The 24561-nt window shown below is 35.8% G+C and carries 23 protein-coding genes; 3 read left to right on the forward strand and 20 right to left on the reverse strand.

Translation table 11 applies throughout. The features are described from left to right. Nucleotides 1–88 precede the first annotated feature (88 nt). Genes ACPF9A_RS01880 through ACPF9A_RS01890 form a run of 3 tightly spaced genes read right to left on the reverse strand, consistent with a single transcriptional unit; the run spans nucleotide 89 to nucleotide 4928 of the window. On the reverse strand, nucleotides 89–1996 hold the full coding sequence (locus ACPF9A_RS01880) for an endo-beta-N-acetylglucosaminidase (RefSeq protein ID WP_424001143.1): 1908 nt from the start codon (nucleotides 1994–1996) through the stop codon (nucleotides 89–91). Between the two features lie 43 nt (nucleotides 1997–2039). Next, entirely contained in the window at nucleotides 2040–4532 is a 2493-nt protein-coding gene (locus ACPF9A_RS01885; protein WP_424001145.1) for a DUF4132 domain-containing protein, read from the reverse strand. Nucleotides 4533–4535: 3 nt separating this feature from the next. Then, nucleotides 4536–4928: a hypothetical protein gene (locus ACPF9A_RS01890; RefSeq protein WP_424001147.1), complete on the reverse strand. Its 393-nt coding sequence runs from the start codon at nucleotides 4926–4928 to the stop codon at nucleotides 4536–4538. A gap of 161 nt (nucleotides 4929–5089) precedes the next feature. Here ACPF9A_RS01890 and ACPF9A_RS01895 point away from each other — a divergent pair, with 161 nt between their 5' ends. Further along, nucleotides 5090–5449, forward strand: coding sequence for a hypothetical protein (locus ACPF9A_RS01895; RefSeq protein ID WP_424001149.1), 360 nt, complete (start codon nucleotides 5090–5092; stop codon nucleotides 5447–5449). An 8-nt stretch (nucleotides 5450–5457) separates the two neighbouring features. Here ACPF9A_RS01895 and ACPF9A_RS01900 read toward each other — a convergent pair whose 3' ends face one another. The 4 genes from ACPF9A_RS01900 to ACPF9A_RS01915 are packed head-to-tail and all read right to left on the reverse strand — an operon-like array spanning nucleotide 5458 to nucleotide 9106. Next, nucleotides 5458–6081 (reverse strand): Pycsar system effector family protein, encoded by a 624-nt coding sequence (locus ACPF9A_RS01900; protein WP_424001151.1) that lies wholly within the window; start codon nucleotides 6079–6081, stop codon nucleotides 5458–5460. A 7-nt stretch (nucleotides 6082–6088) separates the two neighbouring features. Then, nucleotides 6089–6742 (reverse strand): NAD(P)H-hydrate epimerase, encoded by a 654-nt coding sequence (locus ACPF9A_RS01905; RefSeq protein ID WP_424001153.1) that lies wholly within the window; start codon nucleotides 6740–6742, stop codon nucleotides 6089–6091. 2 nt (nucleotides 6743–6744) lie between these two features. Then, nucleotides 6745–7470, reverse strand: a complete 726-nt coding sequence (locus ACPF9A_RS01910; RefSeq protein WP_424001155.1) for a hypothetical protein — start codon at nucleotides 7468–7470, stop codon at nucleotides 6745–6747. A gap of 22 nt (nucleotides 7471–7492) precedes the next feature. Further along, nucleotides 7493–9106, reverse strand: a complete 1614-nt coding sequence (locus tag ACPF9A_RS01915; RefSeq protein ID WP_424001157.1) for a glutamate synthase-related protein — start codon at nucleotides 9104–9106, stop codon at nucleotides 7493–7495. 246 nt (nucleotides 9107–9352) lie between these two features. Here ACPF9A_RS01915 and ACPF9A_RS01920 point away from each other — a divergent pair, with 246 nt between their 5' ends. Then, nucleotides 9353–9829, forward strand: a complete 477-nt coding sequence (locus ACPF9A_RS01920; protein WP_424001159.1) for a nucleoside deaminase — start codon at nucleotides 9353–9355, stop codon at nucleotides 9827–9829. Nucleotides 9830–9982: 153 nt separating this feature from the next. Here the strand turns inward: ACPF9A_RS01920 and ACPF9A_RS01925 are convergent, their stop codons facing one another. From ACPF9A_RS01925 to ACPF9A_RS01980, 12 genes are all read right to left on the reverse strand, one after another. Continuing rightward, nucleotides 9983–11803 (reverse strand): AMP-dependent synthetase/ligase, encoded by a 1821-nt coding sequence (locus tag ACPF9A_RS01925; protein WP_424001161.1) that lies wholly within the window; start codon nucleotides 11801–11803, stop codon nucleotides 9983–9985. 75 nt (nucleotides 11804–11878) lie between these two features. Next, entirely contained in the window at nucleotides 11879–12343 is a 465-nt protein-coding gene (locus ACPF9A_RS01930; RefSeq protein WP_424001163.1) for a MaoC family dehydratase, read from the reverse strand. Nucleotides 12344–12347: 4 nt separating this feature from the next. Continuing rightward, complete coding sequence (locus ACPF9A_RS01935; RefSeq protein WP_424001165.1) at nucleotides 12348–13202, reverse strand: SDR family NAD(P)-dependent oxidoreductase; 855 nt, start codon at nucleotides 13200–13202, stop codon at nucleotides 12348–12350. Between the two features lie 144 nt (nucleotides 13203–13346). Continuing rightward, a complete protein-coding gene (locus tag ACPF9A_RS01940) occupies nucleotides 13347–14324 on the reverse strand; it encodes an NADPH:quinone oxidoreductase family protein (RefSeq protein ID WP_424001167.1) in 978 nt (325 codons plus the stop codon). Between the two features lie 98 nt (nucleotides 14325–14422). Then, on the reverse strand, nucleotides 14423–15424 hold the full coding sequence (locus ACPF9A_RS01945; RefSeq protein WP_424001169.1) for an NADP-dependent oxidoreductase: 1002 nt from the start codon (nucleotides 15422–15424) through the stop codon (nucleotides 14423–14425). 81 nt (nucleotides 15425–15505) lie between these two features. After that, a complete protein-coding gene (locus ACPF9A_RS01950; protein ID WP_424001171.1) occupies nucleotides 15506–16276 on the reverse strand; it encodes an enoyl-CoA hydratase/isomerase family protein in 771 nt (256 codons plus the stop codon). A 6-nt stretch (nucleotides 16277–16282) separates the two neighbouring features. Beyond that, a complete protein-coding gene (locus ACPF9A_RS01955) occupies nucleotides 16283–17038 on the reverse strand; it encodes an SDR family NAD(P)-dependent oxidoreductase (protein ID WP_424001173.1) in 756 nt (251 codons plus the stop codon). 117 nt (nucleotides 17039–17155) lie between these two features. Continuing rightward, entirely contained in the window at nucleotides 17156–17539 is a 384-nt protein-coding gene (locus ACPF9A_RS01960) for a DUF1330 domain-containing protein (protein WP_424001175.1), read from the reverse strand. A 4-nt stretch (nucleotides 17540–17543) separates the two neighbouring features. Further along, on the reverse strand, nucleotides 17544–18611 hold the full coding sequence (locus ACPF9A_RS01965; protein ID WP_424001177.1) for a phosphotransferase family protein: 1068 nt from the start codon (nucleotides 18609–18611) through the stop codon (nucleotides 17544–17546). Between the two features lie 153 nt (nucleotides 18612–18764). After that, nucleotides 18765–19979 carry an acyl-CoA dehydrogenase family protein gene (locus ACPF9A_RS01970; protein WP_424001179.1) on the reverse strand — a complete coding sequence of 405 codons (1215 nt, stop codon included), beginning with the start codon at nucleotides 19977–19979 and terminating at the stop codon, nucleotides 18765–18767. A 126-nt stretch (nucleotides 19980–20105) separates the two neighbouring features. After that, nucleotides 20106–20882, reverse strand: coding sequence for a glucose 1-dehydrogenase (locus tag ACPF9A_RS01975; protein WP_424001181.1), 777 nt, complete (start codon nucleotides 20880–20882; stop codon nucleotides 20106–20108). A 258-nt stretch (nucleotides 20883–21140) separates the two neighbouring features. Next, on the reverse strand, nucleotides 21141–22955 hold the full coding sequence (locus tag ACPF9A_RS01980) for an acyl-CoA dehydrogenase (protein ID WP_424001183.1): 1815 nt from the start codon (nucleotides 22953–22955) through the stop codon (nucleotides 21141–21143). A gap of 140 nt (nucleotides 22956–23095) precedes the next feature. Between ACPF9A_RS01980 and ACPF9A_RS01985 the strand changes: the two genes are divergently transcribed. After that, entirely contained in the window at nucleotides 23096–23962 is an 867-nt protein-coding gene (locus ACPF9A_RS01985; protein WP_424001185.1) for a bile acid:sodium symporter family protein, read from the forward strand. Here the strand turns inward: ACPF9A_RS01985 and ACPF9A_RS01990 are convergent. Then, nucleotides 23959–24555 carry a Crp/Fnr family transcriptional regulator gene (locus tag ACPF9A_RS01990; RefSeq protein ID WP_424001187.1) on the reverse strand — a complete coding sequence of 199 codons (597 nt, stop codon included), beginning with the start codon at nucleotides 24553–24555 and terminating at the stop codon, nucleotides 23959–23961. The two genes, ACPF9A_RS01985 and ACPF9A_RS01990, sit on opposite strands and share 4 nt — an antisense overlap. Nucleotides 24556–24561: the final 6 nt, after the last annotated feature.

Genomic DNA, 24561 nt, shown 5'->3' on the forward strand with positions numbered 1-24561 from the left:
GTATATCTCTAAGTAGTTTTTTATCAATTATATAGCTAAAATCACATCAACCTAAGCATTATATTTTTTACTTAAAGAACAACTTTAGCTAGTGAGACAAAATCACCTTTTTACGGATTATTTTGCCCTTTGTACCTCCAAAACTTTCAGATTGAACTTCTAAGTTTATTAGGCTATCTTTTGTAAGAATGTTGGAAATATAAAAATTTTGCGAAGGAGTTTTGCCTAACCACACCTTTTCATTTTTTGTATTTATATGGTAAATTGTATGATATACCCCTTCTGGTTTTTCGTTAAAATGAATATATAACTCTGCGGTATTCCCCTTAACAAACGATTCCACAGAAAATGATGAAGTTACTGGTATTTTCTCTTTTTTACTGCGGATGGATAATTCGCCCAGAAATGCGTTACCCTCACCTTTCGTCAATAATCCGATTTTAGATATGATGGTATTTTCATATGCAGGAATAAAAATAGAATTCGCAAACCATGAACTCGATTTCTTTAAAGGAAATGTCAAAGTTTCTCCGTTTGATAGTTGACAATAGATTTGCATATTCAAATTACCAACTGTCTTCGATACCACCTGAAGACTAAAGGACTTATCTAAACTTAGTTTTGTTTTGTATAGCGGAATTTTTGCATCTGCCAATCCTTCAAAAAACAAACTACTGCCACCTTCATAACTTTCATCAAAACTAATAGTAGCATTTACTTTGGTGCTGTCTACTTGAAATTGCCAAGTAGGTAATACATTTTGAATACTGAGGTTATGCCATTCTTTTTTAGAAACAGTCTTGCCCTTTTCATTATAAAAACGACCCAAGCCGTAATTAAAGTTCGTTTTAAAAGGTAATTCTTTGATAACACTGCGTGGTTCAAAATAATCTGCAAAGCCTTGCCAAGTGTTAGTTCCAAAACGTGTTTCAAATGACGGACCACCATTCCAAAACTTTTGTTCGTTGTTGTAAACATCTTCAGGAGATTTCGTTTCTGATATATCGAAAGTGGAATTTGACCAGTACAAGCCTATAGATGTATTGTTTGGTTTACCATCCTTATATAAAACATCCCATTTTACGGGAGTTTTAAAACTTTTAGATTGAACATCTATACCAGCATATAGTTCCCATTCGCTTCTTCCCAATTCTTGAGCTGCTTTTTTACTATCTTCTAAATTTACTTCATGATATCTAAAGTTAATAAAGAATACATCAGACATACTTCTGTCCTCTTTTTGAAAAAACATCTGATTATGGTTATTCAGCTCATCTTGCCATATTACCCTAGAATCATCAATCATGGCATCATACCAGACCAATTTTAAATTTGATTGTGTTCTATAATAAGATATGAATTGTTGCATCAATTGACCCATATCGCCCACCAGGTTATACGTCTCTTGATTTATGAACCAACCGTCAAAATTATACGTATCGGCAACCTCAATGAGTTTATCTGCAACGGGAAAGCTACCATCATCATTCTGCACCAAAAACTGGTACACCCATTCTTCTTTACCTCCATATACGTTAGGCGGAAAAAATACGGTACCTATACTCTTAACTCCGTTTTTGTGTGCGGAGTCTGTCCAGAAAGCAGTTGGTGGCACAATTATTCCCTCATTGGCTGAACCACCCCATTGCACAAAATAATCTATGTATTGCCAAAACGGGAATGCATATTGCTTTACAGTAGAAAACCCTTGTGATGGATGAAAATTGGTAGTATGTGGCGCCATCAATGCTATAATACCAGGAATTTTATCGGCGCCATTATTTAAGTCTGTCGAATCATTTAAAAAGCGACTTGCCAGGCTCACTTCACTTATATTAAATTTAGCGTCATTGTCACTTTGTGGAGACCATTGTAATAGCTCTTCTACAAACCAATATGAAGAAAATGGCTGATTATCACCATACTTTTCTTCTTGTGTATATCCATTTGTCACAAAACCTATGATCACTAAACCTATTAAAATTGCTTTCTCCAAATTCGTTTAATCTTTTAATCCGTAACAGGTGTTTAATGCATCACTAGCTTTTAATCTGACTAACAATCGTTCTGTCTTTTATCTTGGTATCATCTGCTAGCATTAATGCTTTACTTAAAATTACCGATAATGTCGAGTCACCCTCGAATGGCAGAAACACCTCATTTTCACGTTTAGATCGATCTGCTACAATACACAAATACTGATCATTTGGCTTCATTAATATATTACCACTACCTAAATGTATTTTGTAAATTCTTATATCTCCTTTTACTACTAAAAAATTACCCTCAAAAGAACATTGATTTGCAATCTTCAATTTTGGAATTAGATTTTCTAGAAGTTCTTTTCGTTCTTGACCACTTACAGCGAGGTTACCGAATGAAAAATCTGCCCAATACCCATGATATCTTTCTTCTCCGCCATCTCGCCAGTTAGGGTCTGCACCAATACTTGTAACCCCCACAAAAAGGTCTATATCTCTCATTGCCTCAGAAAAAACTATCGCAGGTACTTTATCCATTTCTACTTGACTCTCCTGATCAAAGAAACGAACTTGATCTGTCTGTAAATAGTTGAAAATTCCAGAATCATTGGCGGAGTCTTGAATACCTTCTACCCAAAATTCTACGCGGTATTTCCAAGCTAAAATTTTTAAAACAGGAGTGTTGTGAGAATCCCATTGACCTTGAAGCGTATACGCCCAACCACGTTCCCTACAAAGAGCAATAAATATATGTTGTCTCAAAACATGTGCCGCAAACCTATTTGAATACGTATTTGTAGTTTTTTCTGCATCTGTTACAATATACAACTCCCTATGCGCTTGTTTAAACGGTTGTTTTATTTCATTTTTTTCTAACCATCTTCGCCACGATTGTACTTCATCAACAGAAGCATTAACTGGGTGCCATAATTTGACTTTGGCATTAGTACAGTTTTTTAAAATGACCCCGTTGACATCTATAAAGTCGTTATTTTTATAAATAACACTCGTAGTTTTATCACCTATCGTAAAACTCCAAATTAATTTAGTCCCAAAAAAGCGTAATAGATTATTATCTAAATACAGCTTTTTCCATTGCTCAAAGTCCCATTCACGCTTAGCTAAAAATATCTTTTCAATTCTACTTCTTTGAGCAGTTAGGTTCGACTGTATGTCTTTTACTTTTTTCTTATATTCTTTTAATTCTACCGCAAAATTATCCCTAACAAATTTCGGAATCGATTTTATCTTCTTACCGCTTTCATTTTCCCAAAGCAAACTAAAACTAGAACTACTTTGAATAGTCCCCAAAGCTTGATATTCTCCAAATTTTTGAATAAGCTGAAAATCAGAATTTAAACCTAAGTCTTGAACAGCCAATTCTTCAATTTCATACATTGTTTTACCCTCAGCTTTTGCAACACGTTCAATTGCTTTTGTAATTATCGATTGCACTGATGGGTACTTAATTTTCATTCTAAATTTGGTAAGCCTAGAAATACCATCTTGATACGGAAGTTTAGAAAAAGTATAAATACATCCATTCCCTAATTTTGCACTTAATGCTCCAACATTCCTTAACTTCTTAAAACTCAATAAGCCTAAAACTTCTATTATTTGGTTTAGTTCATCGTCATTAATTGTAGAACAAGACCAAACTGCAGACCTTAATATTTGCATATTCTTATCTGCAATAAAATCAAATTCATATTCTTGGTTTTTGTGAATCTCTCGAAAGATATCTAGGGTTACTTCAATCCATTTAATAAAATGTGACCTTAACTCATCAACCCCTATTTTAGTAATTAACTCGTGAGATGTTTTTAACCAAGAATTGGCAGGTGCACTTTTACCGCCACCTTTAGAAAAGTGTTCTAATAATTCTTTGAACACGGCTTGATCGCCTTCTTTCAAAGAAGTAAGGGTATCATAAATACTATTACCTAGAGCGTCAGTGCGGTTAATTTCGAATTCCGATGTTAGTTTACCAATATTCGCAACTCTATTACCCAAACGTATTTCATCTGCAGACAAATAATTACTTTTAGTTATAGCCTTATGTAAAATACTTAATGTGTCGCTTAACTCTGGTGAAAGTCCAGATTTTTTAACCTCTGCCTCTATTTTTCCTACTAGCGGAACTATAGGCCAATTCCAGCTATTTAAACTTCCATTATCACCAAAAAGAAAACCCTGTATAATATCTGAAATATCATCATCGTCAAAATATACATCAGAAGCTCTAATTAACAAGCTCATCACGTTTTTAGCGGTGTCTTTAAAAAAGTATGCATCGTCTCCCCAATCTGTTTTAGATTGACCGTTTTTGAGGTAAATTAATTCAAAAACAAATTCTTTTCTAAAAGAGACTGGCTTTTTCTTAAGGGCTGAATACTTTTGTATGTCTGTTAATTTTACCGAATAACCATCTCTATACTCTTGGGCATCTATGAAGAAATCTTTACCAAATTGTTGTACTTCAGAACTTATTTCTCGTTTACTCACAATTTGATTATCTGAACCGAATAATTTTTTAATAATATTTTTCATAATTTACCCACCAACTAATTGCGTAAGTTTTACAAAGGCTATTTCAGTGGTTGTAGAAACCAGCACTTCTTGCTCTAAATCTTCTGCCTGTTTATTATCTATAAGTATAAAATAACCATTCTTTTGAAATGCATCTAAAGCAACCAAAACCTGCTTCTCTATATCTATATGCTTACCTCGGTTTTTCAATTTAAAACCATTCAATGTTTTTTCAGCTTCCTTTGGCTGAATTAAACCTTTAAAATATTCAGGGAGATTTTTATTATACGTGTTGACCTCAGATTCTACTCGAGCAGATATCAACTCTTTAACCGTAGTTCGTTCATTTTTGACAGCAATCTCTATCTGGTTTAGAATATCACCAGTGAACGTTGCATCTTTTATAGTTAATACCATTTTGAAGTTTTTCTAAATTTATGGATTTTTAAAATTTCAAAGGAAACTTATCTGTTTAAATTATCAATAAAAATCTTATTAGACAGCGAATCACTTCACATACATAATCAAAAAATAAAACCACAAAATTTTCAATACTTTCATCATTCATAAAACAATATATGACGGTTAAAGATTTAGTTGGGAAATATGATATTATAGGCAGTAACCAAGATGCAGAATCAAACTCTTACGAGGGTACGTTGATTTTATCTTTGGATGTAAATGATAGAATTGTGGCAAAATGGACTATTAACACAAACCAAGAGCAAACAGGCACCGGATTTTTTAAAAACAATATTCTGGTAATCAACTTTAGGTATACTGGTGATGACAAAAATATATACAAAGGTGTTGATGTATACCAGTGTATTAATAAAGATGTTTTAGACGGATTTTGGTCAGAAAAACATGGTAATCCGCTTTATTTAGGGGAAGAACGCTGTTTTAGGGTAAAAGAGAAATCGGAACTGATGAATTAACTTTATTCCTAAAGTGTAAACATAACGTGGCAGGCAATAAACCCAATAACGGCTAAAATAATGCCGACTAGAAAAACATGGAAAGAGGCTCTTAAAAGCTTGAATTTTCTATCAATAGTTTTCCCTAAATGAAATGTATCTCTTGCTATGGTCTTATATAGCTCGTCTCCTTTATACATTAAGCTCGTAAGTTCTTCTGTATATTCTTCTTCATTCATGGTATTAAAATTACCATAGAATAGCAAATTGTTTGTGCTTGTACTACCATGTGTAAGTTCCGGTCTCGTTGCAAAAACGGCATACCCAATTGAAATAAGGTTGGTAAGCAACATAATTGTAGCAGGAAAAATTAAGTGTGGATCTTTATCTAACTGATTAAGAACTGTACCAATGGTAATAGAAAGAATAAGTGCATTGATAGAAATAAGAATATTAGATTTTCTATCAATCATTGTATTTAAGGTATACTGATTTTTAGATACCAAACGAAACAAAGTTTCTGCACCACGCTCTGAGCGTGGCTCAACTTTTGCTAGTTTCTTCTTCAGTTCTTTTAGTTTCTCTTTATCAATACCCAATTCTTTTCTTAATTGCTTATCAATTTCTTTGGCTTCTTCTTTTGGGTTTGTCATTTGGTGGTTATAAAGCTATCAATTGGTTTTTACTGAAATTTGGCATTGCAATATTAAAATGATTGTAAACTGCTTTAGGAATTCCTAAATCTGCCATATATACATCTACTTCGTTTGGCAATTTCTCTAAAATAATTTTAGGTGCTGCCAAAGTCATTACCTGGTCGGCTTTGAATCCTAAAAGCGCTCCATCTTTAGAAATACCAATAGGAATATCTAACGAAATTTTAAATGCCGATGATGCGTTGGCTAATGCAATACTTTTTACAAATGCATCTGACAATGGTAATCTTTGAGAGAATCCTAAATAGGCATCTACCCAAATATCCGTTGTTTCGGGAATACCTTCTTTAGCTCCAAACAACAACGCTCTTTCTAATTGTGCTTTTGGCAGGTCTTTGGTAATAGGAACTACCAAGTCTAAATTCACTTTAAACCCCCAAGCAGCAAGTCTGCGAGCAGCTACTAAACCGCCGCCGCCATTGTTTCCATTACCAACGCCAATAGTGATAACAGAGGTCTCAGTTGCCTTTTTGGCGATTAATCTTGCTAGTTGAAGCCCCGCATTTTCCATCATCAATTCAATGGACAGGTTGTATTTTTCAACCGCCCAATAATCCATTTCTTTAAAGGCTTCTAACGAAAGACTGGTTACTTGCATAGTTACTTTTTATAGGTATTGATAGCTTTCGTGAAAAACTGTACCACTTTTTCTTCATTAATTTTTGTAGCAGGTAAAACTGCTCCTTTAAATCCGTTGTTTTTCCATTCACCTAAAGAAAGAGCATCAAACTTAGAAGTATCTAAACCGCTATGACCTTTGTATCCGCTGATATAAAAATAGTGCTCATTAATCATCGTATCGGGTACAGCTAAACCAAAGCCTATAGACAAATCATCAGAAATAATAACATAAGCACCTGAATCAAAATGATGGGGCCAAATACGAATGTCTGATGACAAACCATTTACCTCAAGTGTTCTTTCAAGACCAGACTGCGTTAAAGTTCTCAGATCAGCGAGCTCCTTTAATTTATATGCATCAAGTATAAAAGTGAAAGAATCATCAATTGAATACGGTAGCTCGTAATGAAAATCATAGATGTATTTCTTACCCAAAAATGTATCCGCAGAATTCGTTAACCACTCCAATACTTGTTGATGGGTTTTACCATCTAAAGCAAAAGAAGCATTGTTCTTAGGGGAAATCCATTCTAATGAAAATGTAGTATAGTTTAAGGCAAGTACATCTCCAGTTGTTGAAAACGGGTGAGTTTCTAGACATTGCTTATCAATAGACCAGCCAAGATTGGTATGACTATCATCTGCTTTCTTCTCTACAAAACTTATTCCTGCAGCAGCTAAATATTGCGCTGCTAAGTGCATCATTTTATCCATCTTTATATTGTTTTTAAGCGTTAACACCGCCGTAATTAATTCCAGTTAAACGATGCATGTCATGATTAAAAGTAGATAGATCATCAAAATTAAATTTTGAAATATCATCATGACCACAAGCTCTCGCAATAACTTTTATAAGGTTGTTTGTGGCATCAAAATAGTTCTGTAATTGTTTCGCCGAAGAATCAATAATCAACCTACTACGCAATGATTCTTTTTGCGTTGCAATACCCACAGGGCAGTTGTTACTTCCGCAAGCACGCATACCTAAACAGCCAATTGCCTGCAAGGCCGAATTAGATACGGCAATAGCATCGGCACCCAACATAAGGGCTTTACCAAAATCTTCTGCAATACGTAAACCCCCTGTAATTACTAAAGTGACATCTGTAGCACCTACTTTATCTAAATATTTTCTTGCTCTTGCCAAAGCAGGAATTGTAGGTACATTGATATTATCTCTTAATATGGTTGGTGCAGAACCTGTTCCCCCACCTCTACCATCTAAAATGATATAATCTACACCTACATCTAATGCAAACTGAATATCTTTTTCTATATGACTGGCTGCAATTTTGAATCCGATCGGTATACCACCTGTACGTTCTCTTACCTGAGCTGCGAAAGATTTGAAGTCATCTACACCATGAAAATCTGGGAAAGTGGCTGGTGAAATTGCCGTCTCACCTTCTTTTAAACCTCTTACCTCTGCAATTTCCTTACTTACTTTAGCACCTGGTAAATGACCTCCAGTACCTGTTTTAGCTCCTTGTCCGCCTTTAAAATGAAAAGCTTGAACTTTGTCTAGCTTATGCCAAGTAAATCCGAACTTTGCCGAAGCTAATTCATAAAAATACTTGCTGTTGTTTTCTTGCTCATGAGGTAACATGCCGCCTTCTCCTGAGCAAATACCCGTACCTGCTAATTGCGCTCCTTTAGATAATGCTATTTTAGCTTCTCTAGATAATGCGCCAAAACTCATATCACTAACAAAAAGTGGAATATCTAAATGTAAAGGCTTTTTGGCTTTAGGTCCAATAACCACCTTTGTAGCCACAGCATCTTCATCTAGCAACGGTCTACTAGCCAATTGGGCAGGCAAAAATTGAATATCGCTCCATTTTGGCAACGTATTTCTATCCACTCCCATTGAAGCAGAAGCTCCGTGATGCCCTAAATTTTTAAGTCCGTTGGTAGCTAATTCTTTTATATACCCTGTATATGGTTCTGTTTCTTCAGGGTGTGTATCTGCGTAAGCGCCCAAATAAGCATCTCTATTAAAAGGTTGCGGACTGTCTACTAAATAAGCATCTATCTCTTCTTCATCTACAAAAAGACTACCGCCCTCTATTTTAGTAGTAAACTTATGTAATACCTCAGCGTTATTGTATTCTGAAACTCCGGTATCTACTCTGTAATCCCAACCGTGAACACCACAAATAAGGTTATGACCATCTACATGACCGTCTGACATTAAAGCTCCTCTATGCAGACATCTACCGTATAATACAGAAATATTCTCATCAAATTTTACGATTACTAAATCCAAACCATTGACTAATGCGTGTTCTGGTTTTTTGTTTTCTAAAGTGTCTACTTGGGCAATTGCAATTGGTTTTTTCATGGGATGTTTGGTTTATGTTTATTTCTATCAAAAGGACTATACTATAGGTTTTTGATATCAAGAAGTTATCACACTAATGCAAAATGATGACATTATTGTTCAATCTTTGTCGTGAAAATTTATGGTTTCTTTCAATCTAGGAAGATTAATGAGAAAATCAAATAGGTTGATTTATTGAAAACCAATCTATATGCTTGTAAAAACCGTAATTTTGCGTCCCAATTATTTAAAAAATAAAAAGAATATATGAAGAATGATCACGAGTTTTTTATGCGTAGGGCTATTGAAATGGCTGCAAAAGGAATGAACTCAAATGCTGGCGGACCATTTGGTGCCGTAGTTGTAAAAGATGGAGAAATTATTGCCGAAGGCCATAACAAGGTAACTTCAACAAACGACCCTACTGCTCATGCTGAAATGGTAGTGATTAGAGATGCCTGTAAAAAATTGAATGATTTTCAACTTACTGACTGTATTATCTACACCTCTTGTGAGCCTTGCCCTATGTGCTTTGGTGCTATTTATTGGGCTAGACCTAAAGCTGTATTTTACGGTTGCGATAAAGCAGATGCAAAGGCGATTGATTTTGATGACCAATTTATTTATGATGAATTAGAAGTTGGTATGCGAGACAGACAAATTCACTTTAAACAAATGCTACAGGAAGAAGCTGTCGAAGTTTTTAATAACTGGGCTTCTAAAAATGATAAAACGAAATATTAGTCCATCCATATCGTATAGATTACCGATTTAAAAAAAAAAGAGAGAAAAACCAATGCTTGTTTTTCTCTCTTTTTTTTGCTTCTAGTTACATGTTAACTGCAAGGTATAAACCATAAACTTTATTTCAACATTTAGAACAAGGTATATAGCACACTATTCTAAATAAATTTCAGCTATTTCTTTTTGAAACTTTTCTCTAATAACTCTACGCTTTAATTTTAGTGTAGGCGTTAATTCTGCAGCGGAACCATTTTCATGAACTGGTAGCCATGGAGTCGAAATAAGCTTAAACTTCTTAATCTGCTCCACGTGACTAAACTCCGGATTATATTTGTCAATTATTTTTTGATACTTTTTTATTACTTTTTCATGTTGAATAATTTCTTCTAAACTGGTCCAAGAAATATCCTTTTTACCGCAATAGTTTCTAAGTGCCTCTTCAGCAGGTACAATTAATGCCGAAACGAATTTTTGCTTATCACCAATTACCATCATTTGCTCTACCAAGAACTCTTCACGTAATCTATTTTCAATAGGCGCCGGAGCGACGTATTTACCACCAGAAGTTTTTAGCAGTTCTTTTTTCCTATCTGTAATCTTTAAATATTCACGGCCTGTAGGGCCTTTTACCAATTTACCGATATCACCCGTTCGAAACCATCGTTTATTGTCTATTTCACAAAAAACCTCTGCATTAACTTCTGGCTTTTTATAGTAACCCAACATTACATTTGGTCCATGAGCTAAAATTTCACCTTCACCTTCTTGGTAATCTCCACTTTCTGTATCGATTAATATTTGAACTCCGTCTATAATTGGTCCTGCTGTACCTAACATTACCCCATCAATTTCCATAGTATTTACGGTCAACGTTGGCGATGTTTCGGTTAGTCCGTAGCCTTCACGAATCGGGATTCCCGCTGCGCAGAAAACACGCATAATCTTAACAGGACAAGGAGCTGCACCGGTAACAATTGCATTTATATTACCGCCCATAGCTTCTCGCCATTTGCTAAAAATTAGCTTGTCGGCAATTTTCCATTTAATTTTTTTTACGAAAGATAACTTTTGATTTGGTTCCCACTCATCAGTTAATGCCAATGCCCAGAAAAACAGTTTTTTCTTGGTTCCCTCAAGCGATAATCCTTTATTGTAAATAGCTTCATATATTTTTTCAAGCAATCTTGGTACTGTCGCAAAAGTGACTGGTTTTACAAATGCCAAATCACCTTCTGGTCCACTTAAATTATCGGTTCCTGCAAAAAATACATTTGTGCTTTTTAGAATGTAGACGAACAGAACGGCTCTTTCAAAAATATGACATATCGGTAAAAAACTTAATACCTGATCTCCTGTTTTCGCCGCCATATGTGGCTCTGTTTCCCTTACCACATGCATGATATTGTTATGTGTCAGCATTACCCCTTTTGGGTTTCCTGTGGTGCCCGAAGTATAAATAATAGTAGCTAAATCTTGCCCTTCTATACCTTTTTTTATTTCCGTAATTCTATCGGTATGTTTTGAATCGAAAATAGTTTTCCAAAATGTGCCTTTTATATGTTCATCAAAAGTAAAAATATGCTTTAGGCTGTTTACCTTATTTTGAGTTTCTGTTAATTTATCAAACAAATCGCCAGTTCCACAAAACGCTGCTTTTACTTCTGCCTCATTTAATATATACTCATACTCACCTACGCTAATCGTTGGGTATAAAGGAACGCTCACCATACCTGCAAGCTGTATAGCAAAATCCATGATTACAAACTCAGGTCTGTTTTTATACACCACAATACCGACCTTATCACCTGGCTGTAAACCTAGACTTAACAAACCCGAAGCGGCTTGCTCAACTGCTTCAACGACCGCCTGCGAACTATACGATTGCCAATTTCCTTTTAAATCTCGACCACTTAACGATTTCTCAAGTGGATGATTTTCTAGTTGATGGTACAGAAGATCGAACAGTCTAGTCATTGTTTGTTATTTTGTTTAAGTTAATCATTTAATAATTACAAAAGGTATCTACTTAGAAACCCATTATAAAAAGTGTTATTCGAACATTAGGCTCAAAAACTCAGCAACACATGCCGGTTTTTCTGAGCCTTCTATTTCTATTGTACAGTTCCATGTCACCTTTAACCCGGTGTCGCCATAATTTTCGATATTTGAAATACTTCCCACTAATCGAAGTCGGCTATCTACTAATACCGGACTAGGAAAACGGACTTTATTCAAGCCATAGTTTACACCCATTTGTGCAGATTTTACATGAATAGAGCCTTCTAACATTTTCGAAATAAGTGATACTGACATAAAACCATGAGCTACCGGTTTTTTGAAGGGTGAGTGTTTTTTTGCTTTTTCAGCGTCTACATGAATCCATTGAAAATCTCCCGTGGCTTTAGCAAAATCATTGATCATTTCTTGGTTAACGGTCATCCAATCGCCATCTGGAAGTTGTTTGCCTTCTAACTTTTTAAACTCTTCAAAATTTTCTATTTCTAACTTTGCCATAATCTTATCTTGAAGTTCCGCCATCTATCGTTAAACAAATACCCGAAACAAAACGAGCCTCGTCTGATGCCAAATACAAATAACCATAGGCAATATCGATAGGTTGCGCTACTGTTTTTAAAGGGATACTAGCTTCTATTGCTGCGAAATGCTCTTTCGGAATCTTATTTACCATATTAGTCATCGTAAAACCTGGTGCAATAGCATTGGCTGTTATACCGTATTTACCAAGTTCCATCGTCCATGTTTTTGCCATCGCAATAACGCCGGCCTTAGTGGCTGCATAATTTGTTTGCCCAAAATTACCTCGTAAGCCTACATTTGAAGCGGCACTAACAATTCTTCCATATTTGTTTGCTCTCATATACACTGCTGCTGCTTGTGTACATAAAAAGACTCCTTTTAAGTTCACCTCAACAACGGAATCAAATTCTGCTTCGCTCATTTTTTCAAGGGTTCTATCTCTGGTGATTCCCGCATTATTTATTAAAATATCTAGCTTACCATGTTTCTCATTTATCGATGCGAACAAGGTTTCTATCGCAGCTTTATCTGTTACGGAAACGGAATGAAATTCTGCTTTTCCTCCATTCGCATTGATTCCGTCAGCAACTTCTTGACCTTCTGGTAATAGATCTACTATAATTACCGTTGCGCCTTCTTTAGCAAATAATTCGGATATAGCTTGACCAATTCCTCTCGATCCACCAGTTACTACTGCTACTTTATTTTCTAATCTCATTTGGTTTTTAGTTTTAGTTGTTGGTTGTTGGTTGTTGGCTGTTGGCTGTTGGCTGTTGGCTGTTGGCTGTTGGCTGTTGGCTGTTGGCTGTTGGCTGTTGGCTGTTATAAAAATCAAATGATTTTTATAACAGCCATGTTGAATTTCAATATTTTCTTAAAATCTGTATCATACTAAACGACAGCATATAATCAAAAATTAACTACATTTCATCTTCATACTTTTTACTTTGTACTTTGTACTTTGTACTTAAAAAAAAACCTACTCAATCTTCACAATCAACTTACCCATCACTTTTCTATTCGTCATTTCTTCCAATGCTTTTGATGTGTCTTCCAAATTGTAAATGGCGTGAATATGTGGTTTCAATTTTCCCTGGGCATGCCATTTCATTAAAGTCATTGTATTTTCCATATTTGCTTTAGAATCTTTCATTGCAAAAGCTCCCCAAAAAACACCAACAATAGAAGCTTCTTTTAATAAAGGAAGGTTCAATGGTATTTTCGGAATATCACCAGCAGCAAATCCAACCACTAAATACCTACCGTTTCTAGCCATACCACGAAATGCCGCTTCTGAATATGCACCACCTACCGGATCATATATGACATCTACACCTTTACCTTCTGTCAGAACTTTAATTGATTCTTTTAAATCTTGTGTGGTGTAGTTTATAGTTGCGTCAGCTCCATATTCCTGGCATAAGGATAGTTTTTCATCTGTTGAAGCTGCTGCAATAACTTTTGCTCCCATTAACTTACCTAACTCAACAGCTGCCAACCCTACGCCACCAGATGCCCCCAATACTAAAAGAGTTTTCCCTTCTGCCAATACACCTCTATCTTTTAATGCATGGTAAGAAGTACCGTACGCCATTAAAAATGACGCTGCTGTCGGAAAATCCATTTGTGGTGGTTTTGGAAAACAAGCATTTGCAGGTACGATAACTTCTTCTGCCAAACCGCCGTGTGCTACAAAACCGAATACTTCTTGACCTACTTTTAAATGGGTTACTCCTTCGCCTACCTCTTTCACAACTCCTGCTACATCACTACCTGGTGTAAAAGGTAATTCTGGTTTAAATTGATACAACCCTTGTATTATTAGGGTATCAGGAAAATTAAGTCCGCATGCTTTTACCGCTACTAAAACCTCCTTCGCCTTTGGTTTTAAATTATCAACTTCTTCTAATACCAAAGAAGATGGCGGACCGTATTTATTACATCGTATTGCTTTCATACCTATTAAAATTCAAAAGTCAAACTCAAATACAAATTCAAATTTCAGCTTTTGTCCTTCTGAATTTGACTTTTGTATTTGCGCTTGTATTTTATTATTTATTCTTCTATGACCTTCAAAACCAATTTCCCCATTTTATCTCCTGAGAAAAGTCGATTGTAGGTCTGTGGGAAGTTTTCAATTCCTTCGTAAATATCTTCACGGCTTTTTATTTTTCCTTGCGCCATCCAAATGCCTAATTGTTCAGCTCCTTCTTTATATCTATCTGCCCAATCAAAAACGACGATACCTGTCATGCTCGCTCTATTGACCAAAAGTGATAAATAATTACTTGGGCCTTTTACCGCTTCTTTATTGTTATACTGAGAAATGGCACCACAAATAACAATTCTTGCATGCAGTCTTAATCTACCTAAAACGGCATCTAAAATTTCACCACCTACATTATCAAAATAAACATCTAATCCCTTTGGGCATTCTTCTTTCAAACGTGCTTTGATATCTTCATTTTTGTAGTCGATACAAGCATCAAAACCAAGTTCGTCAACTACATATTTACATTTATCTGCGCCACCGGCTATACCTACCACATGACACCCTTTTATTTTGGCAATTTGACCAACGATGCTCCCCACAGCTCCTGCAGCACCAGATACCACTACGATATCTCCTGCTTTAATCTTCCCCACTTCTTGAATTCCGAAAAAAGCAGTCATTCCCGGCATGCCTAAAGAACCTATATATGTGGGTAACGGAGCTAATTTTGGATCTACAGGATAAAAACCTGTTCCATCAGTTACGGCATATTGTTGAACTCCACCGGTACCAGCTACATATTGTCCTACTTTAAATTTCGGATTTTTAGAGGCTACTACCTCGCCAACAGATCCTGCTCTCATGACCGAACCGATTTCCATTGGTGCTATATATGATCTTGCATCATTCATCCACCCGCGCATAGCAGGATCTAGTGATACATAATGTTGTTTTACCAAAAATTGACCTTCTTCTATTTCAGGTGTAGGGGTCGTTACTAATGACCATGTTGAAGCGTCAGCTTCCCCTTGCGGTCTTTTTACAAATAATAATTGTTTGTTCATGTGTTCGTTTATCTTTTAAATTCCTACTAGAGGAAATCTGTTTGATTTGTACCTAATAATTTAAATTTCGTACCCCTTACTTTACTTCTTCTTGCTGGAAAAACTTTCGACGTAAGCTTTCATTTTGGCTCGAATTTCTGGTTTCCACCAAAGCTCTGATGCTTCTTTCAATGAAGTTTCAGCATTTAAGTCTAGTTTATCTAAAAGGTGCTTTCTAAGTTTTGCTTTTGTATTGATAAGAATCTCTTGGTCTGCCCTCATATATATTTTCATCTGCTTTTCAGCACGTTCCAATACATTTTCTAAAGGCACTAACTCATCTACTAGTCCGGCTGCCAATGCTTCTTTTCCAGATAGTAATTTTCCTTCTAGAATATATCTACTTGCCAAACCATCGCCCATCCAAAATGCATATGCTTCTGTTAGGTTTTGACTTATTTGAATGTTAACTGCTACCTCATTTAAGCCTATAACATACTTGTCTCCTTCTGCCATATACCGATTATCACTTGCCACTGCCAATACACAACCTCCTGCCGGAGAATGACCGGTAATTGCTGAGATAAATGGTTTTTTAAACTGGACTAATTGAAGATATAAAGCACCAAATACAGTGAAAAAATGAGTGATTTGTTCTTTATCATATTGATACAATTCAATTAAATCTAAACCTGCAGAAAAGTAATGGGGCTGACCTGTTAGAATTACTCCCTTTACCACTACATTTTTTTCTAAGTCACGAAACGTAGTCGATAATTCATTTACCATTTCGGCATTGATCGCATTTACTTTACCACGGTTCATTTGAACTATAGCATAATCACCTTTATATGTTATCTCTAATGTTTTCATAGTTTCTTATAATGAAGTTCCTCCGTCTAATGTTATGGTCTGACCTGTAATAAATTTAGAATTATCAGAAGCCAACCAGCAGATTGCCTCTGCAATTTCATCTGCTTCACCGAAGCGCCCCATTGGTATAAAGCGTTTAAGTTTAGAGCCCATATCAGGACTTACGGACAATAATTGTTCTAATAGTGCTGAGTGTGTAAATCCAGGACAAACGGCATTTACACGTATATTTTTTCTGCCATATTCTAAGGCGGCGGACTTCGTCATACCTACCACTGCAAATTTGCTTGCGCTATACGACAAGTTATTTCCCGATGCTTTCAAACCTGCAAGCGAGGCTACGTTTACTATATTCCCCTTTCCTTGAGCGAGCATTTGCTTTATGGCCGCCTGCATACAATAAAATACGCCAGTTTGGTTCACGGCTATTACATTATGCCAATCATCATGCGTATGATCTGCCGTTTTTGCTTGGTGCTTTCCACCAATACCCGCATTATTTACCATAACATCAAGACTACCGTATTTTGAAACTGTGCCTGTTATTAAGCTTTCAACTTCTTCAAACTTGGTTACATCGGTTTTGACTGCCGATGCCGTGCCACCTGCACTTTTTATTTCTTCAACTACTTTATTCGCGTTCTCTAGATTAATATCAGAAACAATAACGTTTGAACCATGTGTTCCAAAAAGTTTTGCCGTTGCTGCGCCAATACCACTACCCGCACCTGTTATAATTACAATTTTGTCTTTTAAATTCATTTGTTCCTTTTTAAACTTTTAGTATTACCAGATTCTTGACTGCGTTGGATGTGGCAAAAAAGATTCATTTACTATCTAACTAGTACCTGGTTATTTTTTCAATCTATATTCCTCTATTCAGCTACAATGAATTAACCGAGAATCTTCTAATGCTTGATTTCTTAAATGAGAAGGATAACCTTCGGTTTGTATCATTTCTAAAAAATCTGAAATAGTTTTATATTTTATGAGTAAAATTTTATCCCATAATTCTTCGTCTTCCGGTCCTATTAACATGGTATTTTCTTTTCCCATAAATAAGATTTCTGCTTCTGCTTTTATAAAAAAAGGAGTCGCTTTTTTCATATATTCTTTATAAGAATCAGCTCCCGACAAACCTGTTTCTGTCACCAATTCTTTAAATTTCAATAAATTAAGCATCACTACAGAAGTATCTTTGGGCAATTTTACAAATGCCTTAAACTGTTCTTCATTGATTTCTAGAAATGCTCCCTTTTTCATACCCTTAAAATAAATTATCAATTTGATTTTTCTGAATAGCTTGCCACGCTGTATTACAACATAATTCTGATGCCTTATTCAAGTAAGCGAATTTTGGGTCGCTTGTGTGCCCATGCTTGTACCTATAATATATTTGCTGTGCGATTACTGCTATTTTAAAGAGTCCGTACGCATAATAAAACGTAAGGTTATCAATATTTCTACCACTCTTCAGTGCATATTGCTGAACGATTTCTGTTCTAGATGGGTTGCCTTCCATTACCGTTGGCGATTGCAAACCTTGCTTCATAAAATCGGGATCGGCAGCAGTGGTCCAATAGCCTAAAGAAGTACCTAAATCCATTAAAGGATCACCTAGCGTGCACATTTCCCAATCTAGAATAGCCGTAATCTCTTTCCACGTTTCATCTTTAAAAACGACATTGTCATACTTAAAATCGTTATGTATTAAAGTATGATCGTATTCTTTCGGCTGATTATCTTGCATCCATACCATTACCTTTTCAGCGGTAGGCACGTCATCGGTAGCGGCAGCTAAATATTGTTTGCCCCAATTGGTAACTTGCCTTTCAACATACCCTACAGGTCTGCCTAAATTATCTAATCCTGCTGCCTTGTAATCTACATTATGAAATTCTACGAAAGTATCGAGCCAGGTATTTGAAATTGTTTTGAATTCTGACGGAGAAACATGTCTAGCTCTTGCTTCTTTTGCCGTTAAAATTTCACCTGAAACCTTACTCATTATATAAAATGGGGCACCAATTACATCGACATCTTCTGTATAGGCAAATGCCATTGGTGCCTTATCGAATATCTTATTCAAGTTGTGAATTACTTTATATTCCCTTCCCATATCATGACCTCTCTTCGGAGCGGCAAATGGAGGGCGACGTAACACATATTCTTTATCTTCTATATGTAATAGATATGTTAGATTTGAAAAACCATTGGAGAATTGACCAACCTGCAGCTCGCTTTTGGCGTCTGTAATAAGGTTATGCTCAAACAAGAATTTCTTAAGTTTGACTTCGTTTAATTCTTCACCTTCTCTGACTGGTTTTAAATTCATCTTCTTTATTATCAGTTGCTCTTTATTCTTTCTAGTTTACAATCATTCTTAAACCAATACACTTTTTGTATACTTAAGTTTTCGACAAGTTCGAAATGACATTTAAGTCTCTTTTTACCTTATACTTAGTGCTAGTTTATTCTTATTCTGTTGTTACTTCGAGTACTGCTTTATAACATTCTTACCCAATTGGCTCATATGAACCTCATCTGGTCCATCAGCTAATCTGAGCATCCTGGCAGCAGCAAAAAAATGTGCCAATGGTACATCGCTGCTTACGCCCAATCCACCTAAAATTTGCATTGCCCTATCTACTACTCTCAGTGTCATATTTGGCGTTACAATTTTAATCATGGCAATTAAATCTTTGGCTTCTTTGTTGCCTAGTTTATCCATTTTATCGGCTGCAGAAAGCACTAGAAGTCTTGTTTGCTCTATCTCACAAGCTGAATTTGCAATATCTTGACGAACACTGCTGTAGCTATCTAAAGTTCTACCAAAAGGTTTACGTTGCGTTGTTCGTTGCACCATAATTTCTAGCGAGCGTTGCGCCATACCTATCAATCGCATGCAATGATGTATTCTACCAGGACCTAATCTACCCTGAGCAATTGCAAACCCCTGACCTTCGCCAACCAATAAGTTTTCTTTAGGTACGCGCACATTATCTAAAAGAATTTCTGCATGACCCTCTGGAGAATCGTTGTAACCAAAAACTGTTAACGGTCTAATCACTTTTAAACCCGGCGTGTCCATAGGAACCAAAATCATACTTTGCTGCACATGTCTGGGAGCATCAAAATCTGTTTTTCCCATGACAATGGCTATCTTGCAATTAGGATCCATTGCACCAGATGACCACCATTTACGACCATTAATTACGTATTCATTACCATCTGCCACGATAGATGTTTCTATATTGGTAGCATCTGATGAAGCGACGTCAGGTTCCGTCATTAAAAATGCAGAGCGAATATTTCCATTCATCAATGGTTTTAACCATTTTTCTTGCTGCTTAGGAGTACCATATTTTGATAGTACTTCCATATTACCGGTATCTGGTGCGCTACAATTAAATACTTCTGATGACCATAACATACGCCCCATAATCTCTGCCAATGGAGCATATTCCATATTGGTCAAACCCGGACTTAAATCACCATATGTTTTTGGAAGGAAAAGATTCCATAAACCTGCATTTTTTGCTTTTTGTTTTAATCCTTCTAAACCTGGCCACTTTGTCCATGCATTTGCTGGGTCTTTATGATAAGCCTCTACTTCTTTTTCAACAGGAGCTAAATTTTGAGCCACAAATTGCTTTAGCTTTTCTTGAAGTTCTTTGGATTTTTCTGAATATTCAAAATTCATTTTTTCTCGTTTTCGTTGATAGTGTTTAGAATGTACTTTTAGGTTTCAATTTGAAATTGACTTTTAGTTGATAGATTTTAATCCTTTAGTATAGTATAACTGTTAACCAAAATCGAATACCGATTTTTATCCTGAAATTAAATATCCACCGTCTGCTGCGTAAACACCACCGGTCATGTACGAACCTGCATCTGATGCCAAGAGCATTACAATGCCTGCCATTTCATCTGGCTCTGCCATTCTTTTTAGGGGCACGGTTTGATTGTAACCTTCAACTAATTTATCATTAGACCAAAGACTTTGACTAAACTTTGTTTTTATTAGCCCGGGACAGACGACATTAGAACGAATACCGTATCTACCCCACTCTTTAGCCTGATTTTTTGTAAGCATAATCAAGGCAGATTTGGTCATACTATACAATCCTAATCTAAACCCTGGATGAATACCCTCTACAGACGAAATATTAATAATACTACCGCTGCCATTATCTTTCATAAATGGTTGCACTAGGTTTGAAAGTAACCAAGGTGCTTTTACATTTACATTCATTATTTTATCGAAAACCTCTTCTTCAGCACTTTCTATGGGACCATAAAAAGGATTGATTGCTGCATTATTTACCAATATATCTATTCGTCCATATTTTTCAACCGTCTTTGCTACCAGTGCTTGTCTCTGATCTGCATCACCAATATGACAGGCAATACCAATAGCATCAAAACCAGCTTCATTAAATTCAGCTGCAACAGCATCAACAGCTTCTTGATTTCGACTACTGATAACTAATTTGGCTCCATTCTCCGCTAAACCACGCGCAATAGATAAGCCTATACCTTTACTAGAACCTGTAACGATTGCCACTTTTCCTGTAAGATCAAATTTTTGTTTTATGCTATTCATATGTTTGTTTCTCGTTTTTCTGTGCTAGTTTTTATATCAAGAAATGATAAAACCTGCACTATCTTCTAAATGTGAATTTATTTTAAACTTGTTCTTGTAAACGGAATATTGTTATTCTCGTGTTTTCACCCTAAGTTAGAAAACTCCTCCCTTCAATTGAAAGGAGGAAATTCTACCTATTTTAATTTATGCCTAAAAAAGTTTAAAACAGATGTATTCATCTCGTTTCAAAGTAAGAAATAGTACTACTCTTTCTTATTAAATAAAGACTTCTTTATCTGTACCGATAGTTAAAGCTTTCTCATTATCCATAAGTATTTCTGCTAGTCCCGAAGTTTTTGGAAGTTCGTATTTGAAATAGAATTCCATGGCATGAATTTTACTTTCATAGAATTCTGCACTGTGATCGTTATTACCCATTACTAAGGCATTTTGAGCTTCAAGACCTATATTTAGCCATAACCAACTTTGTACTATTGTACTAAAGAATTCCATAAACGGAGTAGCATCTGCTAAGAAACGCTGGTAATCGCCCTTCATGGCAAAGCCCATTAAGCTTTGTAATACCTGTTGAGTCAATTCTAATTTACCTCCTAATTTTTTAGCATAAGGTTTTAAAGAATCGTGAACCATACTTGCTTTAATAGTATTTGTAATTTCTTCGGATAATAGCTGTAAAGCCTTCCCGTTATCCATCGTTACTTTTCTACCTAATAAATCTTGAGATTGAATACCCGTTGTACCTTCATAGATAGCTGAAATACGGATATCTCTTAAATATTGTTGTAAAATATATTCTGAACAAAATCCATATCCACCTAAAACTTGAACTCCGTTATTTACCGAAACAATACCCGCTTCAGACGGATACGTTTTTACTAAAGGTGTCATAATCTCTAATAACAATCTATATTTTTCGCGTTCTTCTGCTGTTGCACTTGCTATAGAAAGGTCATGATATTTTGCAGTCAACAGCACTAAACTTTGAGCACCTTCGGTAATTACTTTTTGTAACAATAACATTCTACGAACATCTGCATGGTTAATAATTAAGGTCTGCTCTTGGTTTGCATCTTTTTTACCCGTGCTTGTTAATTTACGCCCCTGTGGTCTTTCGTTTGCATAGTTTAAAGAAGCTTGGTATGCCGCCGAAGCTATCGCCGCTGCACCTCTACCAACCCCTATTCTCGCACCATTCATCATTAAAAACATATATTTCAATCCTTGGTTAGCTTCGCCTACAAGCCAACCCTCACAATTTTCTTTATCACCAAAAAACAAATGTGTTGTGCAATAACCACGTTGTCCCATTTTTTCAAAATCGGCAACGACGGTTACATCATTTGGTGTTAAACCACCTTCTGCAGTTGGTTTATTTTTAGGCACCACAAATAAGGAAATTCCTTTTGTACCTGCTGGCGCACCTTTTATTCTCGCTAAAACCAAATGCACAATATTCTCTGCACCTTGGTAATCACCACCTGATATAAATATTTTCTGTCCGTGAATTTTATACGTATCGCCATCGGGCGTAGCAGATGTTGTAATATCTGAAAGTGAACTACCTGCTTGTGGTTCAGTTAAACACATGGTACCACCCCATTTTCCAGATAACATATTAGGCAAATAAGTTTCTTTCAGTTGTTGACTACCAAAATGAGCAATTAGTTCTGCCGAACCTACCGTTAAACCAATATAACCTGGTAAATGATTGTTCGCTGCATCCTGTATAAATGCCGAAGCATGTGCCGCCATAGCCGGCATTTGCATACCACCATGCTCATATGAAAATGAACTTGCAATCAGCCCCATTTCTCCACCAGCTTTCATAAATTTCAACACCTGAGGATGCACAACAATCTCACCATCTTTAAAATGTGCAGGCTGCTCATCCATCTCCCTGAAATAAGGATAAAGCTCTTTATCAGAAAAATCTTTAACCGAATTCAGCATCATTTCTACCGATTCTTGATCATATTCTGCATAGCGCTCTTGGTCAAGAACGTCTTGCAGGTTGTTTACTTTATATAATAAGAATTTCAGCGTTTCTAAGTCTACATATTGATTTGCCATTGCGTTATATTTTATGAAACATAAAGTTAGTAGATATTTTACCCAAACTCATTAAACTAGTTTAATAAAAGAATGAAACTAGCGATTATCACAGTCAAATCTTCTATATTTAGAACTACCTCTCTAAACCTGAGCATTTTATGGATAATATTTCTAACGCAATTCTTGCTATTTCCCTAATCATCATCATGTTCGGCATGGGTTTATCTTTAGAGACCAAAGATTTCGTTCGAATATTCAGTAAACCTAAAGCCATATTAATTGGTCTATGCTGTCAATTAATCATTCTTCCCATAGTTGGCTTCATCCTCATACAAATCTTCAACTTATCGCCAGAAATAGCGATTGGCGTCATCATTATTTCTGCCTGCCCTGGCGGACCAACGTCAAACTTAATTACACATTTAGCAAATGGCGATACGGCACTTTCGGTTTCACTAACCGCAATTAGTAGCTTAATAACCTTGGTATCGATTCCTTTTATTATCAATTTAGGTTTGCAAGAAGTTTTGGGTGAAGGCACAACTATTCAACTGAATATCGCCCAAACCATTTTACAAGTATTCATCATTGTAATTTTACCTGTTGGCTTAGGGATGATACTAAAATATAAAAGCCCAAGCTTTGCCCTGAAAATGGAAAAACCAGTAAAAAAAGCATCGGGTATTTTCTTTGTCATTGTTTTGGTGGCAATTCTTATTAAAGAACGGGCGCTGCTAATAACCAATATTCAAGAAGCCGGTCTTGTAACCTTAACTCTTAATATTATTACCATGTCTATTGGTTATATCTTAGGATATATATTCAACCTACCCCTTAAACAACGTATTTCTGTAGCTATAGAAGGTGGAATACAAAATGGAACATTGGGTATAAGCATTGCAACAATTCTACTTAACAATACCGCTTATGCTATTGCTCCTGCTATTTATGGAACTCTAATGTTTTTTACCGCAGGTATTTTTATTTACTGGAGCAATAAACGGATTAAAAAACAAATTATTTAAACACAATCGCTTTCTCTTTGACCCACACGCTTTCGAATTTTAGAGAGCCCAACAGGTGTTAAACCTAAATATGATGCTATTAAATACTGTGGTAAACGCTGAAATAAATCGGGCCTTTTCTCCAACAGCCTCAAATAACGCTCCTCATTCGTACGACTGTTCATACGTTCTACACGACTGTATGATTTTAAAAAAGCTTCTTGCATTGACAATCTGCCAAATCTTTCTAATTGATGCGAATTATCAAAAGACATTTCGGCATTCGATTTTTTTATTGCAAAGACTGTGGATTTTTCAGTTGCCGTTAAAAAATATCTAGATGGCGAACCTTTTACATAGGCTGGTAGGTCTGTAAAAAAAATATCTTCGGTATAAAACTCCAAAACTTTGGTCTCCCCATCTTGAAGTTTATAATAATAAATACAACCAGCATCTAAGTAATAAAAATAATTGACCATTTGACCTGAAGAAATAAGAGCTTCGCCCTTCTTTAAATCAATTCTTTCATAGAGTGACAACCAATAATCTAATACATCGTCATCAACTTTATTGTAAGAGAGAATTTTATTCTTAAGATTTTGCAGAGAAGTCACTTTTAG

This window comes from Maribacter sp. IgM3_T14_3, from assembly GCF_049603095.1.
GTDB lineage: Bacteria > Bacteroidota > Bacteroidia > Flavobacteriales > Flavobacteriaceae > Maribacter.

Coding starts and splice junctions, on each gene's coding strand:
- ACPF9A_RS01940 (WP_424001167.1), bottom strand. CDS start 14,324: ATGAAAGCAATACGATGTAATAAATACGGTCCGCCATCTTCTTTGGTA.
- ACPF9A_RS01905 (WP_424001153.1), bottom strand. CDS start 6,742: ATGCAAGTAACCAGTCTTTCGTTAGAAGCCTTTAAAGAAATGGATTAT.
- ACPF9A_RS01890 (WP_424001147.1), bottom strand. CDS start 4,928: ATGGTATTAACTATAAAAGATGCAACGTTCACTGGTGATATTCTAAAC.
- ACPF9A_RS01915 (WP_424001157.1), bottom strand. CDS start 9,106: ATGAAAAAACCAATTGCAATTGCCCAAGTAGACACTTTAGAAAACAAA.
- ACPF9A_RS01950 (WP_424001171.1), bottom strand. CDS start 16,276: ATGAAAACATTAGAGATAACATATAAAGGTGATTATGCTATAGTTCAA.
- ACPF9A_RS01885 (WP_424001145.1), bottom strand. CDS start 4,532: ATGAAAAATATTATTAAAAAATTATTCGGTTCAGATAATCAAATTGTG.
- ACPF9A_RS01965 (WP_424001177.1), bottom strand. CDS start 18,611: ATGAATTTAAAACCAGTCAGAGAAGGTGAAGAATTAAACGAAGTCAAA.
- ACPF9A_RS01955 (WP_424001173.1), bottom strand. CDS start 17,038: ATGAATTTAAAAGACAAAATTGTAATTATAACAGGTGCGGGTAGTGGT.
- ACPF9A_RS01895 (WP_424001149.1), top strand. CDS start 5,090: ATGACGGTTAAAGATTTAGTTGGGAAATATGATATTATAGGCAGTAAC.
- ACPF9A_RS01945 (WP_424001169.1), bottom strand. CDS start 15,424: ATGAACAAACAATTATTATTTGTAAAAAGACCGCAAGGGGAAGCTGAC.
- ACPF9A_RS01980 (WP_424001183.1), bottom strand. CDS start 22,955: ATGGCAAATCAATATGTAGACTTAGAAACGCTGAAATTCTTATTATAT.
- ACPF9A_RS01970 (WP_424001179.1), bottom strand. CDS start 19,979: ATGAATTTTGAATATTCAGAAAAATCCAAAGAACTTCAAGAAAAGCTA.
- ACPF9A_RS01920 (WP_424001159.1), top strand. CDS start 9,353: ATGAAGAATGATCACGAGTTTTTTATGCGTAGGGCTATTGAAATGGCT.
- ACPF9A_RS01925 (WP_424001161.1), bottom strand. CDS start 11,803: ATGACTAGACTGTTCGATCTTCTGTACCATCAACTAGAAAATCATCCA.
- ACPF9A_RS01975 (WP_424001181.1), bottom strand. CDS start 20,882: ATGAATAGCATAAAACAAAAATTTGATCTTACAGGAAAAGTGGCAATC.
- ACPF9A_RS01960 (WP_424001175.1), bottom strand. CDS start 17,539: ATGAAAAAGGGAGCATTTCTAGAAATCAATGAAGAACAGTTTAAGGCA.
- ACPF9A_RS01985 (WP_424001185.1), top strand. CDS start 23,096: ATGGATAATATTTCTAACGCAATTCTTGCTATTTCCCTAATCATCATC.
- ACPF9A_RS01930 (WP_424001163.1), bottom strand. CDS start 12,343: ATGGCAAAGTTAGAAATAGAAAATTTTGAAGAGTTTAAAAAGTTAGAA.
- ACPF9A_RS01900 (WP_424001151.1), bottom strand. CDS start 6,081: ATGACAAACCCAAAAGAAGAAGCCAAAGAAATTGATAAGCAATTAAGA.
- ACPF9A_RS01910 (WP_424001155.1), bottom strand. CDS start 7,470: ATGATGCACTTAGCAGCGCAATATTTAGCTGCTGCAGGAATAAGTTTT.